The sequence below is a fragment of the Fischerella sp. genome, assembly GCF_013388695.1.
Taxonomy (GTDB): Bacteria; Cyanobacteriota; Cyanobacteriia; order Cyanobacteriales; family Nostocaceae; genus PCC9605.
On record NZ_JACAEU010000143.1, the window covers coordinates 1 to 16,345 of the forward strand.

Below are 16,345 nucleotides of genomic sequence, written 5' to 3' on the forward strand. Positions count from 1 at the left end.
CTAGAATTTATACCTTCTCACTCTCCTGAACTACAGCCTGCCGAACGTCTTTGGCCTTTAATTAATGAACCACTAGCTCATCGTTCATTCCAAAGCCTTGATGAATTAGAGCAAGTTCTGTTTCAACGTTGCCAAGTTCTTCTCAAACAGCCATCTTTGATTCAAGCGATCGCATGTTTCCACTGGTGGCCAAAAACAAAACCTTTATCATTCTGACGCAACCGGAATTGATATCACAACCAAGATTTTAGGTCATCCCCTCCAAATGCCCCTGTTAATTGCACCGATGGCATTTCAATGTCTTGCCCATCCAGAGGGAGAACTAGCGACGGCAAAAGCAGCATCTGCTGCTGGTGCGGGTATGGTATTGAGTACGATGTCTACTCAGAGTCTGGAAGAGGTGGCACGCGCCTATCATTCGTCAACCTCAACTGCACCTGTGTGGTTTCAATTATATATACATCGCGATCGCGGTCTTACCCGTGCTTTAGTAGAACGTGCTTATGCTTCAGGTTATCAAGCGTTGTGTGTAACTGTTGATGCACCTGTTCTCGGTCGGCGGGAACGCGATACGCGCAACCAGTTTGCCCTGCCACCGGGTTTACAACTCGCTAACCTCGCCACCCTCTCAGGGCTAAACATTCCTCACCAACAAGGAGAATCTGGGTTATTTACTTATTTTGCCCAGCAGCTCGATCCGGCAGTAACTTGGGGCGATTTAGAATGGTTGCAATCGATATGCCCCTTACCATTGGCAATTAAAGGAATTTTACGGGGTGATGATGCTGCACGTGCCGTTGCATGTGGTGCAAAAGCAATTATTGTTTCTAATCATGGTGGTCGTCAATTAGATGGGGCGATCGCTTCTGTTGATGCTTTAGCTGAAGTCGTAGCAGCAGTTGATGGACGTGCTGAAGTAATTGTAGACGGTGGTATTCGTAGAGGTACTGATATTCTCAAAGCTTTGGCACTGGGGGCTAAAGCCGTACTTGTAGGGCGTCCCGTGTTGTGGGGATTAGCTGTGGGTGGAGAAGCAGGTGTGGCTCATGTCATCGAAATTTTACGCGATGAACTTGATTTAGCAATGGCATTAAGCGGTTGTGCCAAGTTGGAAAATGTTGATTCTAGTTTGATAGTAGTTAGTAGATAGTAGTTGACTACTAACCACTAACCACTAACCACTAACCACTAACCACTAACAAGTAACCAATGACTAATGACTAAGGACAACCCTCACGAGTAAGTGTGCAAATTCAATGCGTAACACTTTAGTTAATGAGCTTGATTGTATTGTTGAGAACTTGAATTTGAGTACCAGGATAGTAGAACTGGAGTATTCTCTCATTCGACCAACCCAGCTTGGCTAAATTTTGTGCGCCTGTTTGACTCAAGCCTACCCCATGTCCGAGTCCGCCACCAATAAAAGCATACCCCCATAATTTTGGTTGACCTTTATTGAGAGGCTGCAAATAAAACAGCGTGCTAACAGGAGCAATAAAAGCGCTACGAACTTCGTCTTTATGTAGGTGAAATGTACCGATATCGGTATCAACTGCGAGTTTAAGAATGCGTCCACTTGTGCTGCGTTTGACTATCCTCATATCCTTGATAGTTTTGAACTTGGCATAGGGACTATTTTTCACTTTGAGAAACTTCTGCAAACCCTTGGCAATATCTTCCAGTTTGGTTTCTCGCCGCCAGCGGAATAAATCCCACTTGCTTTCATTAAATCCCTTTTGCAAGCGGATAAACCGCTGGAAGTTATTTTCATCCGCGAGATTTTGCCCGGCTATGTTCCAAATATTACTAAGCGAATCTACTATCGGTTTTAGATAAGGGCGATCGTCGCCATTCCAGACATCGCTGAAAGCCGCTGTGACACCACCAGTAGTAGAAGAGTAAAGGGCGTCCACTAATTCGTTATTATAAGTTAGTACCATACCCTTTGTAGATGCGATCGCCCGATCTGTGACAGCAGTCACCCCCTTGAGTCCATAGTAAACTTGACAGTGCGTGTCAGCGCATAATTGATACTTATCAGCCGCAAATCTATGTAAATTCCGTAGTGCATAGGTGCGGGCAATAATCGCTTGGGCTTCCATTGCTGCCATCGGGGCTTGTGCGCCAATTTCGTAGGGCACCACCCCGCGTAAATAAGTTTCTAAAGGTACTTGATTAACTAGAGTGTAAGTGCCGTAGGCATTTGGCTGTAATTGCAGGCGTCCGGCGTAAAGGCGAGTATTATTTGGTTTTTTGCCTTCATTGACCTTAACTAAATTTTTGCTACTGCTAATTTCTAGATAATTGTGGCTGTAACGCTTGTCATTGACTACCCAACTAACTTGTGGTGTCTGCTGCTGAATTTTAGTATCAATTATTGCTTTTTTCTTGCCAGCTGCCTGGACACTCTCCAATAGCAAGCGGCGCAATAAAGGAGTACTATAAACGTCCCGTTTTGCCCATATTTGCCAGCGTTCTGGCTGGACTATTTCTACTTCTATTCCCTTAGCACGCCAATTTTTAGCGCTATCTTCGGCAGTTTCATAAGTGCGGTAGGTTCCCAACACCACCTGTTCCTCAACAGTTGGTTGCGCGATGGGTTGCATCATCACTTCCAGTTTCACGGGTTTGGCTGTAACCAGAGTTTGCTGCTGATTACCCGTTTTAAATGTTAGCCGTAAGCGATCGCCTTGTGTGGGTTCGAGTTGTATCTGTTCTTTAGGACTATCCCCAAATCGCTGCACAATTCCAACCCGTAACTCTACATCCTCTGTAATTCCTTCAGGACGCGATGCAGCTGTCAACCCCAATAAACAAAATGTTGTCAGTACAGTATGGGAATAAGGCCAGAACGATATTTTCATAGCAATTAACTAGATGCGGCAGCCAGTGTCATCTTAAGTTAGATGACGAATTTCCTTTTTGACACTCACCGCCAGCTTCAAGGGCGGTGATTCTAGCGGTTGTCTAATCGAGGGATAAATCCACCCGATTAGACATTTCACACTAATTAGGGACTGTCATTGACCCCACCCTCTACATCAACTGCACCCATTGCAGATACAGTCTTCTGAAGATCCAGAGGGCATGAAAAACCTATCCACTGACCTATATTTTGACTAGCATTCCAATCAGCATTGCAGCGATAACCGTCATAACCTCTAAACCAATCCCCATTTCTAACACCTAAAACACCGTTACGATGATCTGATTTGCTAGTGTATGACGCGCTCACAGATTCAACTGGTACACCTGCACGAACTGCTTTATATTTGGTAAAAAATTCCAACTGATAAAATGCCCATGTATCAAGGTTTTTAGCGGCATCGGATTTAGTTTTCTTTTTCTGCTTCATTGTCTGACGGCAACTAGACAAATCCTCAAACCGTAACCCCATTCCAAAGTATGACGCAAACTGTACTAATTGTTTTGAAATGACATGGTTAATATGGGTCATAATACGTCTTTCACGTTGCTCTAGTCGCTTCACTTCCTTAATTTGTTTAGCTTGTTGGAGTTTTTTGCGGGTACGTTGAAATTGTCTTCTCAAACTTTTAACCCGTCCACCTTTCCAGAACTTACCAAAACTATTTGGCAGTGCAGCAACAGCAATATTGTTTTGTCCTCTATCTACTCCGATCCAACCCTTAATCTCACCTGCATCGGGAACATCCATCGACACAGCAATGAGCGCATACCAAATTCCTTTTTTGGATTTACACAGCTTGAGAGAACCCAACTTGGCTTCTCCAGAAATCAGTTTTTCCAAAACATCGGCATGCGAAGCTTGATGAACAGACAAAGGGATGCGTCCTTTTCTACCTCGATAAAGGCTAAAAGAAACTGTATATAAATCTCCTGATTTGGCAATCTCAAAACCTTGATTATTCACCTCAAGCCACATCTGCTTAAAGTGCTTAACCTTGATTTTTGCATTGGTGTTCCTAATTGTTTGATTAATCCACATTGAACCTATTTCAATGTGACGGAACGCCGCACTGGTTAACTTTTTTCGCTCCTTAATTCCGACTCGCAACAATTTATTAGCCACCTGAGTGTTGACAGCAGTTAGTCTTTCAAACTCAAGTGCCTTAACTTGATTAAGTCGATAAAACGGGAGCTTTAGTGTTAGTGACAGATTTGCCATGTCCAAATCATACTATATCCTACAAAGTGTGTAGGATACGTCTCTCCTCGTTTTCACCCTCCGGAAGACAGTGCGGAGGCTCTCAACGTTTCTCTTAGTAGTTTAGTAGCTATATGCCATTAGTTTAGCCATTGATATTGGCAACATTTTAAACTCTCTTAACAATTCAGTTGCAATGCGAAGTCATAATGAGTATGATTTATATAGGTGACAGGGAATTAACAAAGCAGTATATGGTGAAAGTCAAAGAAATACCCTTGAATCAGATTAGACGACCTCTACCACGCCAAAACGATCCCAAGAAAGTAGAGGCCTTAATGGAATCAATTCGTGAGATCGGGCAGCAAGAACCAATAGATGTCTTAGAAGTAGAGGGACAATATTACGGTTTTTCTGGATGCCATCGTTATGAGGCTTGCCAGCGTTTAGGTAAAGAGACTATTTTAGCCAGAGTTCGCAAAGCACCCAAGAGTGTTTTAATGAGGCATTTAGCGTAAAGAGTTGTTTGTTGTTGGTTGTTAGTTGTTTGTTCCAATCAACTACCATCAACCAACAAACAACAAAATTTGACTAATTTTGGAGAAAACTATGCAATCTCAAACCAAAACATCTCTACCAGTTAACATCGGTATCGACGAAGCCAATAGAGCGAAAATTGCCGAGGGTTTGTCTCGTCTTTTGGCTGACACCTACAGTCTGTATCTGAAAACCCATAATTTCCACTGGAACGTAACCGGGCCAATGTTCCAAACTTTGCATTTGATGTTTGAGCAGCAGTATACAGAATTAGCCACAGCAGTTGATTTAATCGCTGAACGGATCAGAGCACTTGGCTATCCTGCACCCGGAACCTACAGCGAATTTGCCAAACTGAGTTCAATTTCAGAAACTACCGGGGTTCCCAAAGCTACGGACATGATTCGCCTACTAGTAGAAGGGCAAGAAGCCGTAGTGCGAACTGCACGGTCTATCTTCCCTGTAGTCGAAGAGGTAAACGACGAACCCACCGCCGACCTATTAACCCAGCGGATGCAAGTACATGAAAAGACCGCTTGGATGTTGAGAAGTTTGTTGGAAGAATAGTAATAGGTAATAGGTAATTGACCCATTACCTATTGTCCAAGACGGCAAGTGGACTCACCAAGAAAAATCCATTTCCAAGACTCACACCTTGACAGGGGTAGGTGAAAAGGGTAGAGGGGAAAGCCCTTTTACCTTTAACCTTTCCCTATAGCCCCTAATCTCTATTCCCTAAGCTGTAACTGCTTCCTCGTAGGGAACAAAGGTTTTCTTGCTAGCGCCACAAATCGGGCAGTGCCAATCTTCAGGTATTGCTTCAAAGGGCGTCCCAGGAGCAATTCCAGAATCAGGATCGCCGACTACGGGGTCATATATCATTGAACACTGGCGGCAAATCCATTTCTGGGTAGCAGGATCGCTGCTAGCTGTTTTGGCAGTGGGTGCCTCTCCTTGCAGCACATGGAGTGCTTCCGTATATTGACGGGCATGATGATTTTCAATGTGCGTTAGCAAACCAAAGTTATGGGCTGCTTTGCGGAATATCTGAGCATGTTCGCGAGACTCTGCCTGTTGAGATTCAAACTCGACTACGGCTTTATGATCTCGGTCTGCACGCGCCTGCTCGGTAAATTCTGGATACATGGTGGTATATTCATAAGTCTCCCCTTCAATCGCTAACTCTAAACAACGAGCTGCGATCGCTTTCTTTTGTTCGTCTGTTAACGAAGCGACATCACCAACTACCAATTCTGGATGCATTAACCGAAAGTGAGCAAAAGCGTGTTCTGTTTCTTGATTTGCCGTTTCCCGAAATAACTTCGACAGTTCGCTATTGGGAAAGATTAGGTAGTACTGAGGCTAACTTAATCAACGGAATATTACAAAATAACAGCAACACCTGTCTTTTCTCTTCTTGCTAAAAGTATTCCAATCTTGCGAATACACAGAAGTCGGGTAAAGGGTAAAGAGCAAGGGTTAAAGGGAGAGGTTCTAATCTTTGCTGATCAGGCTCTGATACAATACGGTTCAGTTAGTAGAATTCAATCTTTGGAGATCCCCCTAAATCCCCCTTGAAAAGGGCTTTGATACTCGTAAATGAAGTTCCGATACTTGGTGACTAAGTTTTGATACTCGTGAATGAAGTTCCAATATTTATCAGGCAGATTTTGATACTCGCTTAGAAGTTGCCAAAACTTGCAAAAAACAGAGCGATCGCCACTATTGTTGAAACTTAAGTAGATATTTGTGTAGCTTAGCCATTAGATATGGGAATTGCTTTAATGATTATCCCATGTTATTTTTTTCAACATTTGAAATACCCATGAGCAAATCTGTATCAAAATGCAAGTACAAACCTCTTCCTAGTTGAGTTATGCCCCAGGACTTCTGTGGTCAAAATCTCCGAGGACGCTCCTTTAAAGGCCAAAATCTTGCTGGTGCTAATTTTAGCCATGCAGATATCCGAGGCGCAGATTTTACCAATGCCATTTTAAAAGCAGCCAACTTTAAAGAGGCTAAAGCTGGATTGCAGCGACGTTGGGTAATTGGATTGGTCTTAGTCTCATGGCTACTGTCAGCGCTATCAGGAATATTGTCTGGGTATGCAGGCGATTTCGTCGGAATTATATTTGATTCCTACATCTCTAAAAATTTCACTGCTAGTGCAGGCTCGTTAATAACACTTACAGTCTTCTTTATTATCACGATTCGCTACGGTTTAGTAACAGCTTTAGAGTTCTTTATCTTTACCGTCGCTGTCGCCTTTGCTATTGGTGGAGCCGTTACCGGGACTGTCACCGGAGCCTTAGCGATCGCTGGAGCATTTGCCGCTGCTGGAGCCTTTGCTGGAGCTTTAGCTTTAGCTGTTGCGGGAGCTTTTGCTGGAGCCTTTGCGATCGCCGGAGCCTTTGCTGGAGCCTTTGCAGTAGCTGGAACCTTAGCCGTCGCTGGAGCCTTCGCGGTTGCTGGAGCTTTCGCCGGAGCCTTGGCCTTTGTGCTACTTTACGCTTACATTGGGTGGTGCACCTTAGCTGGAGATGAAAAAAATGCCCCGCTTCGCTCATTTGCCGTTGCCTTTGCTACTACGGCAGGTACGAGTTTTCGCGGTGCAGACTTAACTGACGCTGATTTCACCTCAGCCGAACTAAAAAGTGCAGATTTTCGGGGTGCTATCTTAATTCATACCTGTTTCCACCAAGCCAAAATGCTAGATCGTGTTAATCCTGGCAAAACTTACCTTCAGAACACACAAGTGTGTCAATTGTTGATTACAGGACACGGACAGGATCGGAATTTCGACCATTGCGATCTGCGAGGTGTCAACTTAAAAGGAGCGAACCTAGCAGATGCTAGCTTTATTGGAGCTGATTTAAGTACAGCCAACTTACAGAATGCCGATCTATCCAGAGCAAAGTTAGTACAAACACAACTAAACAAAACTGATTTTACAGGTGCTATTCTCACCGGAGCCTTTATTGAAGATTGGGGTATTACCAGCGAGACTAAGTTGAATCGGGTGAGGTGTGAGTATGTTTATATGCGATTACCCACCAAAGAAAACCCAGACCCTTTACGAAAACCAGATAACCGACAGGAAGTCTTTGAAAATGGGGGCTTTGCTGATTTTATTCAGCCGATTTTCGACACCCTCGATCTTTACCATCATCAAGGCGTTGACCCCCGTGCGATTGCAATTTCATTCAAACAGTTAGCAGAAAACCATCCAGATGCTGAGTTAGAAATTGTAGCAATAGAAAAACGCGGACAAGATAAGTTTTTACTGCGTGCCCAAACTGCAACACAAGCTGACAAATCTGAATTAAGTGAAGAATATTTTGCTACTTATAATCAGATAAAAGCCTTGTCAGACCGAGAAATAAATTTACTAATAGCAGAGAAAGAAAAACAAATTAGTAGATTAGAAAATATGGTCATGACAGCGCTAGAGCACCCGAGTTTTTATTCAAATGTTAAATATGTAAGTCTTTTGAGTAATAGACCTAGGGGAATTTCTCAAAGTTTTAGCGGTGGCCAAGTTCATACCAAAATCCAATCATCACGTGGTGATAAAAACCAACAAATCGTGGAGAAAGTAAATAGTGCATCTGATGAAAAACATATTTTTTGTACCAAATGCGGTTACAAGAATCCGAGTAATTTCAAGTTTTGTTCTAACTGTGGATCGCAATTTACGTCTTAGTAGAGCTTTGTGTAAAAACGCAGAGGAACCGCAGAGGAACGCAGAGTTTTGATAATCTGAATTTCGTTACGAATTTGTGCAATGTTGTACTTAGTTAGTTATTTTCGCCACACTGCACTAATCGCGCCAATTTATGGGTTTCCCCTTCTGCTTTCTGTCTCGTGACTTCTGCCTTTTCCATTCATTCCTTGAGTTAACCGCAACAAAGCTTGTTCGAGTTCTGATGAAAGCTTGATGGGTAAATCGACCGTACGCATATTTAAGTCTCGTTGAGGGAATGGAATTTCAATGTTATGTTTTCGGAAAGAAGCTTCGATGAGAAAATAGATATCGCTCATAATTGGTGCTTGTTGGTGTGGTTTGTCGATCCAAACGAGCAATTCAAAGTTAATGGCACTATCACCAAATCCCAAAAAAAACACCTGGGGTTGCGGTAGTTTCAGTACTTCAGGATGACCAATAGCAGCTTCAATGAGTGCGGATTTTACTAAATTCACATCTGAGGTATAAGCAACTCCTACTGGCAAATGAATCCGGGAAACAGGGTTGCGGTGGCTCCAGTTAATCACTTCAGTCTCTAGAAAACGGGAGTTGGGCACGATAATAGAAACCCTATCTAGGGTGCGAATAACTACACTACGCGCTCCGATGTATTCCACTGTCCCCATGTATTCACCCACTTCAATGAAATCACCTACTTGGATGGGACGTTCAAACAATAACACCAATCCACTACCGAAGTTCTTAGCAATGTCTTGAAAACCAAAACCAATCCCAACCCCTAACGCACTTGCCACGATTGTTAGAGAACTTAAATCCAGTCCCCAAATTTGCAAAAGAACAACTGTACCAAAACTAATCAGCGCGTATTTGAAGATAATTGCGATCGCTTCCTGCGCTCCCCGACTGATCCGCATCCGGCCTAAAATCCGAGAGCGTAGCAAATTAGTTGTCGTACCTGTAAATATAATTAACCCAAAGAGCAAGACGACTAAAATTAAGATGTCTGTGAGCGAGTAGGCTTTTTGCCCAAGCGAAAAAATTGGAGAGGTGAGGCTAGCAATAATGCTGCTGGCTATGTTATAGCTCCATTGCCGGGTAACAGGGAATAAATTTGTGATATAGAGGGCAACCCCCACCCAAAGAGCAATCCGTGCTAACAGCAGTGTGGCTTTGAATAGCAACCGAGATGTATTTTGGATTTGGTTATCGCCAGATGAATCAGCCGACACCAGCAGTTGAGAGACTCGGTACTGTGTGAGTTGCCACAAAATTCCCAACACTCGATTTATACCAACTGCCATCAAAACAATCACAACACTCAGTATGGATGTGTTGCGAATAAACTGTGTGCTTCTCTCGTTTTGAGCTTTTTGAATCGCATTGCGAATATCCTCAGCCCACATACCAGCTTGTTCTTCAGGATTGCTAGCAGCAACGGTATCGGTTTGCGTGACAGTCAGCAAATAACGACCATTAATAAAGATGATTGGAGATTCGTTGCGTCGTTCAATTTTAATATCTGGTGCTTCTTGAGATTTTACGATTGCTTGCAATTGAGAACTAATGAAGTTAGCTCTTTCTGGGGCGCTTAATCGCTCAGTATTGCTGACACGGAAAACTAGCCTACCATCTATGGCAACGGGAGCATTTTTAGTAGATTGTGCTTGAGCAGGAACCAGCAGCAAGCTCATCACGAACACCAGCACAATGATGCTCATCCGCATAAGTTGAAAGTACCGAGTCAGAGGAAACTGATAATTTTTTCTCATTTTTACCAAGGGTTGCTGAGTTTGCGATCGCGTTTTAGGGAAAAGAATTCCAACTCTGTAGTTCAGTTCCTCAAAAGTTTCTCATTTTTTGATCCTAAATTTGAGATAAATTCAGGTTGAATCTAACTCGAAATGTTGACAAAAATTTTACTCAGCATCGCAGCGTTACTAGCGATCGCATTCTTAACTTTAGTCATAGTCCAAATAAAAAATAGCAACGAAGTAAATAAAATCTGGCAAACACTCGCATCCGCACCCACAGAAAATGTTTTTACAGAGGATATGGTTGCAGGATTACCCGCTCCTGCAAAGCGCTACTTTTTACATGCAATCGCACCAGGAACACCCCTGGCATCTTCCGTAAATCTGGAAATGAGTGGCAGTTTTAGGCTAGCGCCAGATCAACTTTGGATGCCGATGCGAGCCAAAGAGATCATTTCAGTGCTAAAAGGATTCGTCTGGAAAGCAGCCGTCGGTAGTGGTTTGTCTCAAGTAGTTGGTGCTGATTACTACAGCAACGGCTCGGGCAAAATGCAGTTTTCTCTGTGGGGAATCATTCCTTTAGTAAATGCTCACACTCACGATATTGCCCGCTCTAGCATTGGACGACTGGCAGCAGAGTTTATGTGGCTACCCTCTGCTTTGCTACCTCAACAAGGTGTGATTTGGAAGGCTATTGATGAGAACACTGCGCAAGCACATCTTATCATTGATGATCAACCTGTAACGCTAACGCTGGTTGTAGACGCCAATGGTAAACTACTTAAGGTTTCTCTGCTGCGTTGGGGAGACAAGACAGAGAATGGTAGTTGGGCTTATATTCCATTTGGAGCAGAAGTGCAAGCAGAACAAAAGTTTGGCGGCTTCACAATTCCATCCCAAATGAGCGTCGGTTGGTGGTTTGGTACAGAACGTTATTTAGAATTCTTTCGCGCCACGATTGAAAAAGCAGAGTTTCAGTGATGGAGTTTTGCTATGAGTAAATGTGCACATTGGGTTCTACACCCTTTGGTGGCAATTATTGGGAGCCTTTGTGACTGATACTAAGTTGCAGTCAAAGATAGTACTTCCCTCACCCCGCCTGCCGGCACCCCTCTCCCAATTTGGGAGAGGGGAGGGGGAGAGGGCACGAATTGCTACATCTGAACGCAATTTGGTATGAGCTAATTTTAGGCTGGTTGCGCAGGTGCGATCGCAACCTCGTTGCACCATGTATCACTCACAGACTAGTGATCTGCCACAAAGATTATGACAGTCTAAGGAAGCTTGTAGTAAGCACTTTAATGCTTAAATGAGGGCTAAAGCCCCCACTACAAATCTATCAAAATTAATTAGACAACTGTTTAACGCTTAGCAGGTTTGGGATTTGCTGCTTTAGTCTTCGCCCAGCAGAAGGTTATTTGGTATCTTCTGCCAAATAAGTTTATTTTCGGATTAACGTAGTATTTATTCAAGTTATTTTTACATAATGCCTAAGGTTCTAGGTTAAAGGATGCTTTATTAATGAGGATATCATTTTGAAATTGGAGTGTCACACTCCAGTATGGATTCCTACTATCTGCTCTTTGAGATTGGTTGTCAGTCGAATAAATATCTTGATTATTCCACTGGTAAATCTTCTCATTAATTTTTCCACCTGCGTAATCGATATTATTTTGATAAATCAAGATGCCATCCCAACCTATGATAGAACGAACTTCATCATAGGACATTCCTGTAGATATAGAGTTATATAAATCTTGCTTGATTTGAGATTGCAAATCTGTTTGCTGAATCTGTATATTCTCGTGAGGATTTTGATTAGATATTTTGAACATAGAGTTCATAGACAAGATAGGAAATTGATCAATAAAAAATTTTTGATGGGAATAGATGAAGGCAATCCATCCCGACAGGGCAAGAGATAACAATATTAAATATTTCATAAGAAAAAGGGTGGAATACCCACCCTACAATCTTTTCAAATCACATCAAACTGGTTCGGAACTAACGAACACCTGCACTGGTTTCGTGGGAATTAGTGTATGAGTTAGTAATAGACTCGATAGTACCAGTGATTTTGCTCACAATATTTTCATGAAAGTTTCCGTACAGACTAGAGCCGGCGGTGTGAACAGTAAAATCCTCAAACGAAACTTCTTTACCACCCCAAGAATATTTGGTGTTAACATCACCATCTACGTAAATCTTATCAGCAAAAGAATTGTAGTATTCGTTGCGATTTGAGGTGGTTGTAGAATCAAGGTTTAAGTCAGTTTCTGTATAGGTGTGGCTGTTTGTCCACTCGTTACGGACAAAAGTTTCACCAGCAAAAGCAGGAGTAGCTAAAAAGGTAGCAAGAATAGCGAAACCAAGAACTTTCTTCATGACTTTATCCTTTTTGTGAAATTAGTTGTCTTTTTCAGCCTCATATTTGGGTAATTCTTGAGACTGGAACCTGAGCGGTTTGTTAGGTTCATTTGTATTAGTTCTCTTTATAGAAACCCCTTTACAGACAGCATAAATAGTTGGAAAACTGTCGGGGCTTAATTGGACACCAGCACCGATTAGTTCAGCACAGGCGCGAGCATTGATAATCTCTACATCATATTGAGTCTTGCGAGCAATGGTTTCAGCCATCCGCTTGCAGGTACTTTCTAGGTTTCCACCCAGAGGAATAACGAAAGCAACATTCACACCATAAGAAGCATTGTTGGAGAAGCTAATCCCATCAAAGGAACTAAAGGAAGTTCCTAATATTAAAGATGGTCGGGGACAGACAACCTGGATTCCAGCTAGCCCTTGAATCTTATAAGCAGCTGATTCACCAAGGTTATAGACTCCAGTTTGATTAATAGCAGCAGAGTTTCGTTGCTGGTTATCAAGAGTCTGCTCTTGATTGGGTTGAGATTGGGAATTAACAGAGTTATTGATAGATTGTGCTTGGGCTTCTACATTTATGCTGACTACTACAAGCAGACATAGTAATGAGTGGTTAGCTAATGTTCTTAAAGCTTTTCTAAGCATTTGAGGTTTTTTAGATGAAGTCGGTCATTGTTATCTGTGATAGTTGCCACTTGAGTTACTCTTTAAGTATTGAGTTGTCCGAACCTTTTCTGTTCGTTATTCATCACAATTCGATATTCCCAAGAATCACAAAAAAACACGAGGGGGGTTTTGTGGGATTAAGTGGGAGATTGGAAAAGATTCAGGTTCATGCAGTAAACATCGATCTGTTACTCAAGTCATTCAGGTTACAAAAGTTTTTGATTTGAAAGAATAATAAGGAAATGTTGAAGAGAAGACAAAGACTGAAATAAAACAATCAATACTCAGTATTATCTAAATTAGAGAATATACTTAGGTGATGTTGCGAAAGTATTGGGCGAATATAATTCCCTAATATACAGACTTAGTCTAGTTGTACAGTCTCTTGAAAAATCTCGTTTTAAACTTATGCAGATGTGAAAAGTCTCATTTAACAGCGTTTTATCACTGTCGATTTGAGTGTGAAATAATACTTTTAAAATATCCTCTTAGTGTGAAACTAAGCACCTTCAATTGACAATATTCAAAAATTGATTTAGGACTGAGAAGTTTTCTCGGTTTATAAATTTTTTTGCCTGAAGAAGATTCATTTAATGGGTTGTAAATATGAATTTTAAAGAGTTATTAGACATAGCGGATAAAGTGGTCTATGAATCAACTGGCAGACATCTAACTGACTTACAAAGTGATTTATTGAAAGCATCTTATGAAAATCAAACATACGAACAGTTTGCCAACGATCGTGGCTACTGCCTCGACTATATCAAGAAAGATGTAGGGTCTGTATTATGGAATTTGCTATCTCAAGCATTAGGAGAGAAAATTACGAAAAAGAACTTTCGACAAGCATTGGAGCGATATCAACAGACTCAAGAAATTCTGAATTATAAGGAAAAAAAGAAACGACAAGATTTTAGTGATGTACCTAATACTTCGGCTTTCTTGGAACGCACAGAAGAATTCAGCAAGCTTAGACAATGGATACTACAAGATAAATGCAGACTAGTGGCATTTGTAAGTTTTAGGGAGATAGACAAAACTTCCTTAGCTGCGAAGTTGGTAAAACAAATAGAAGATGAGTTCGATCGGGCGATCTGGCGATCGCAACCTAGTACAGAACCGCTAGCAAGTCCTTTAGGTGAACTTGTCCCCTTTTTGCCAAATCAACAGGAAGCAAAAACTCAGATCAGATATTTACTTCAATGTTTATGTTCTTCTCATTGCTTGCTGATTTTGGACAATGTAGAGGCTGTTTTGCAAATTGGGAAGTTAGCCAGAAACGACAGCGAAGGTTATGGCGAATACTCTTATCTAGCTTGAAAATAGGGTTGGGGGAACAGGGAACGGGGAAAAGGGAAAGCGATCGCGCGATCAGCACACCCGTAACCTATCTGTATGTATCTGTGTGTATCGGTGATCGATTTTTCATGCCCTGATTGTGGGCATCAGTCTCTGTCTGGGAAGACATCATCTCCAAACTCAGAGAGAAGCCAATTAATATGAGCTTCACCTTCTCGTCAGTAATTTTGCGGTATATAATAGTAAAAAATTTAGCAATAGTATTTTTACCTACACTGTTAAGTGTGTAGTTCATAATCACTACTGACAAAAAAGACGGGCTTTTGCCCGTCCCATATTTACCGACTGTAGAGTTGTGTCATCTCCAACAATCTTTGACTTAACTCTGAGGTAAGTAAATCAGAACTGGTATAACGCCAACGCCAGTTACCTGCATTCACACTCGGATCGTTCATTCTGCCGCTGTTATCTAAACCCAAAATATCCTGGAGTGGAATAATCGCTAAATCAGCAACAGAAGCTAAAGCCGTGCGGATGAATTCCCAATTGATTTCCAGAATTTCTTCAGGTGAATCATAACCCAGATATTTGGCAACCATTTGCTTTTCTTCGGGTTTAGCTCCCCCCTGCCACCAGCCTAGTGTAGTTTCGTTATCATGAGTGCCTGGATAAACGACGCAATTCCTAACATAATGATGGGGCAGGTAAGCATTGTCAGAACCACCACCAAAGGCAAATTGCAAGATCCGCATTCCCGGAAATTCAAAGCGATCGCGCAAGTCTTCTACTTCTGGTGTAATAATACCTAAATCCTCTGCCATCACAGGCAAACTGCCCAAGGTATCTCCCAAAGTTTCAAAAAATTCGACCCCAGGTGCTTTCACCCACTCGCCATTGATGGCTGTTTCTTCCCCAGCTCTTACGCGCCAGTAAGCTTCAAAACCCCGGAAGTGGTCAATTCTGACAATATCTACATATTGTAATGTCGCCCGAAAGCGTTCGATCCACCAAGCAAAGTTGGTTTGCAGCAACTTATCCCAATCGTAAACTGGATTTCCCCACAGTTGCCCGGTAGCAGAGAAGTAATCTGGTGGCACTCCCGCAATGTAGGCTGGTTCTAGTGTTTGCGGATCGAGTTGAAAGATATCCGGGTTTGCCCACACATCAGCGCTGTTGTGACAGACATAAATCGAAATATCTCCAACAATTTGGATATTTTTGCCGTTGGCATAGGCACGCAGTTGAGACCACTGCTGGAACACTATAAATTGCAAAAACTTGTGGTAGGATATAGCTTCCTTTAAATTCTCAGCAGCAGCCATCAAAGCACTGGATTCACGGCGGGCGATCGCACTTTTCCATTGACTCCACGCTTTGCCATCGTTCGCTTCCAGTAGTGCCATGAACAGCACGTAATCGTCAAGCCAAGCTGACTGTGTCTGACAAAATTGCTCAAACACAGGGTTCGGTTTTTCGTTTAAAGATTGCTGGAAACGTTCGTAAGCAAGACGGAGGAATTTTGTCTTGTGAGGAATTACTGCGTCAAAGTTAACTCGGTTGGGGTGATCTTGTGCACTCTCGGGTAGGGGCGTCAATTCCTCTTGAGATAGTAAACCCTGTTGTACCAACTGCTCTAGACTGATCAGCAGTGGGTTTCCAGCAAAAGCACTAAAATTCATGGTATAGGGCGAGTGCTCATAGCCAGTGGGTCCCAATGGCAAAATTTGCCACAATCTTTGACCACTTCTCTGCAAGAAATCCACAAACTCGTAAGCCGACTGACCTAAATCACCGATGCCAAATCGACTGGGTAGACAAGTAGGGTGTAACAAAATTCCGCTTGCTCTTTGAAAACTCATCACAATATCCTAAGAAAATCGG

The 16,345-nt window shown here is 42.4% G+C and carries 12 protein-coding genes and 3 pseudogenes; 7 read left to right on the forward strand and 8 right to left on the reverse strand.

Annotated features, from left to right (window positions below; all coding sequences use genetic code 11):
- Positions 1-150, forward strand: a pseudogene (locus HXY43_RS19270) (IS630 family transposase); the annotation flags it as partial.
- An 85-nt stretch (positions 151-235) separates the two neighbouring features.
- Positions 236-1,150, forward strand: a pseudogene (locus HXY43_RS19275) (alpha-hydroxy acid oxidase); the annotation flags it as partial.
- Between the two features lie 118 nt (positions 1,151-1,268).
- Here the strand turns inward: HXY43_RS19275 and HXY43_RS19280 are convergent.
- Together HXY43_RS19280 and HXY43_RS19285 are read right to left on the reverse strand one after the other, a co-directional pair.
- A complete protein-coding gene (locus HXY43_RS19280) occupies positions 1,269-2,864 on the reverse strand; it encodes a SpoIID/LytB domain-containing protein (protein WP_290886209.1) in 1,596 nt (531 codons plus the stop codon).
- A gap of 146 nt (positions 2,865-3,010) precedes the next feature.
- The gene (locus HXY43_RS19285) at positions 3,011-4,147 is read right to left on the reverse strand and encodes a transposase (RefSeq protein ID WP_290886212.1); all 1,137 of its coding nucleotides are present in this window, start codon (positions 4,145-4,147) and stop codon (positions 3,011-3,013) included.
- A gap of 233 nt (positions 4,148-4,380) precedes the next feature.
- Here HXY43_RS19285 and HXY43_RS19290 point away from each other — a divergent pair, with 233 nt between their 5' ends.
- A complete protein-coding gene (locus tag HXY43_RS19290; protein ID WP_290886294.1) occupies positions 4,381-4,644 on the forward strand; it encodes a sulfiredoxin in 264 nt (87 codons plus the stop codon).
- 91 nt (positions 4,645-4,735) lie between these two features.
- Positions 4,736-5,230, forward strand: a complete 495-nt coding sequence (locus HXY43_RS19295; RefSeq protein WP_026734518.1) for a Dps family protein — start codon at positions 4,736-4,738, stop codon at positions 5,228-5,230.
- A gap of 168 nt (positions 5,231-5,398) precedes the next feature.
- Here HXY43_RS19295 and HXY43_RS19300 read toward each other — a convergent pair.
- Positions 5,399-5,998 (reverse strand): annotated as a pseudogene (locus HXY43_RS19300) (rubrerythrin family protein); the annotation flags it as partial.
- Positions 5,999-6,539: 541 nt separating this feature from the next.
- On the opposite strand from HXY43_RS19300, the gene HXY43_RS19305 reads away from it, so the two are divergent.
- Positions 6,540-8,366 (forward strand): pentapeptide repeat-containing protein, encoded by a 1,827-nt coding sequence (locus tag HXY43_RS19305; protein WP_290886215.1) that lies wholly within the window; start codon positions 6,540-6,542, stop codon positions 8,364-8,366.
- A gap of 131 nt (positions 8,367-8,497) precedes the next feature.
- Here the strand turns inward: HXY43_RS19305 and HXY43_RS19310 are convergent, their stop codons facing one another.
- Positions 8,498-10,138 (reverse strand): mechanosensitive ion channel domain-containing protein, encoded by a 1,641-nt coding sequence (locus HXY43_RS19310; protein WP_290886217.1) that lies wholly within the window; start codon positions 10,136-10,138, stop codon positions 8,498-8,500.
- 132 nt (positions 10,139-10,270) lie between these two features.
- On the opposite strand from HXY43_RS19310, the gene HXY43_RS19315 reads away from it, so the two are divergent.
- Positions 10,271-11,101 carry a DUF6544 family protein gene (locus HXY43_RS19315; RefSeq protein ID WP_290886219.1) on the forward strand — a complete coding sequence of 277 codons (831 nt, stop codon included), beginning with the start codon at positions 10,271-10,273 and terminating at the stop codon, positions 11,099-11,101.
- A gap of 509 nt (positions 11,102-11,610) precedes the next feature.
- Here HXY43_RS19315 and HXY43_RS19320 read toward each other — a convergent pair.
- From HXY43_RS19320 to HXY43_RS19330, 3 genes are all read right to left on the reverse strand, one after another.
- Positions 11,611-11,955 (reverse strand): hypothetical protein, encoded by a 345-nt coding sequence (locus HXY43_RS19320; RefSeq protein WP_290886222.1) that lies wholly within the window; start codon positions 11,953-11,955, stop codon positions 11,611-11,613.
- 169 nt (positions 11,956-12,124) lie between these two features.
- On the reverse strand, positions 12,125-12,505 hold the full coding sequence (locus tag HXY43_RS19325; RefSeq protein WP_290886224.1) for a hypothetical protein: 381 nt from the start codon (positions 12,503-12,505) through the stop codon (positions 12,125-12,127).
- 21 nt (positions 12,506-12,526) lie between these two features.
- A complete protein-coding gene (locus HXY43_RS19330; protein ID WP_290886226.1) occupies positions 12,527-13,144 on the reverse strand; it encodes a hypothetical protein in 618 nt (205 codons plus the stop codon).
- Positions 13,145-13,771: 627 nt separating this feature from the next.
- Here HXY43_RS19330 and HXY43_RS19335 point away from each other — a divergent pair.
- Positions 13,772-14,485 carry a hypothetical protein gene (locus HXY43_RS19335; protein ID WP_290886228.1) on the forward strand — a complete coding sequence of 238 codons (714 nt, stop codon included), beginning with the start codon at positions 13,772-13,774 and terminating at the stop codon, positions 14,483-14,485.
- Positions 14,486-14,802: 317 nt separating this feature from the next.
- Here HXY43_RS19335 and malQ read toward each other — a convergent pair whose 3' ends face one another.
- The gene (gene malQ, locus HXY43_RS19340; RefSeq protein WP_290886230.1) at positions 14,803-16,323 is read right to left on the reverse strand and encodes a 4-alpha-glucanotransferase; all 1,521 of its coding nucleotides are present in this window, start codon (positions 16,321-16,323) and stop codon (positions 14,803-14,805) included.
- Between the last annotated feature and the right edge of the window lie 22 nt (positions 16,324-16,345).

Excerpts from the sequence above, each read along its gene's own strand:
- HXY43_RS19280 (WP_290886209.1), bottom strand. The coding sequence starts at position 2,864 with ATGAAAATATCGTTCTGGCCTTATTCCCATACTGTACTGACAACATTT.
- HXY43_RS19285 (WP_290886212.1), bottom strand. The coding sequence starts at position 4,147 with ATGGCAAATCTGTCACTAACACTAAAGCTCCCGTTTTATCGACTTAAT.
- HXY43_RS19290 (WP_290886294.1), top strand. The coding sequence starts at position 4,381 with ATGGTGAAAGTCAAAGAAATACCCTTGAATCAGATTAGACGACCTCTA.
- HXY43_RS19295 (WP_026734518.1), top strand. The coding sequence starts at position 4,736 with ATGCAATCTCAAACCAAAACATCTCTACCAGTTAACATCGGTATCGAC.
- HXY43_RS19305 (WP_290886215.1), top strand. The coding sequence starts at position 6,540 with ATGCCCCAGGACTTCTGTGGTCAAAATCTCCGAGGACGCTCCTTTAAA.
- HXY43_RS19310 (WP_290886217.1), bottom strand. The coding sequence starts at position 10,138 with ATGAGAAAAAATTATCAGTTTCCTCTGACTCGGTACTTTCAACTTATG.
- HXY43_RS19315 (WP_290886219.1), top strand. The coding sequence starts at position 10,271 with ATGTTGACAAAAATTTTACTCAGCATCGCAGCGTTACTAGCGATCGCA.
- HXY43_RS19320 (WP_290886222.1), bottom strand. The coding sequence starts at position 11,955 with ATGTTCAAAATATCTAATCAAAATCCTCACGAGAATATACAGATTCAG.
- HXY43_RS19325 (WP_290886224.1), bottom strand. The coding sequence starts at position 12,505 with ATGAAGAAAGTTCTTGGTTTCGCTATTCTTGCTACCTTTTTAGCTACT.
- HXY43_RS19330 (WP_290886226.1), bottom strand. The coding sequence starts at position 13,144 with ATGCTTAGAAAAGCTTTAAGAACATTAGCTAACCACTCATTACTATGT.
- HXY43_RS19335 (WP_290886228.1), top strand. The coding sequence starts at position 13,772 with ATGAATTTTAAAGAGTTATTAGACATAGCGGATAAAGTGGTCTATGAA.
- malQ (WP_290886230.1), bottom strand. The coding sequence starts at position 16,323 with ATGAGTTTTCAAAGAGCAAGCGGAATTTTGTTACACCCTACTTGTCTA.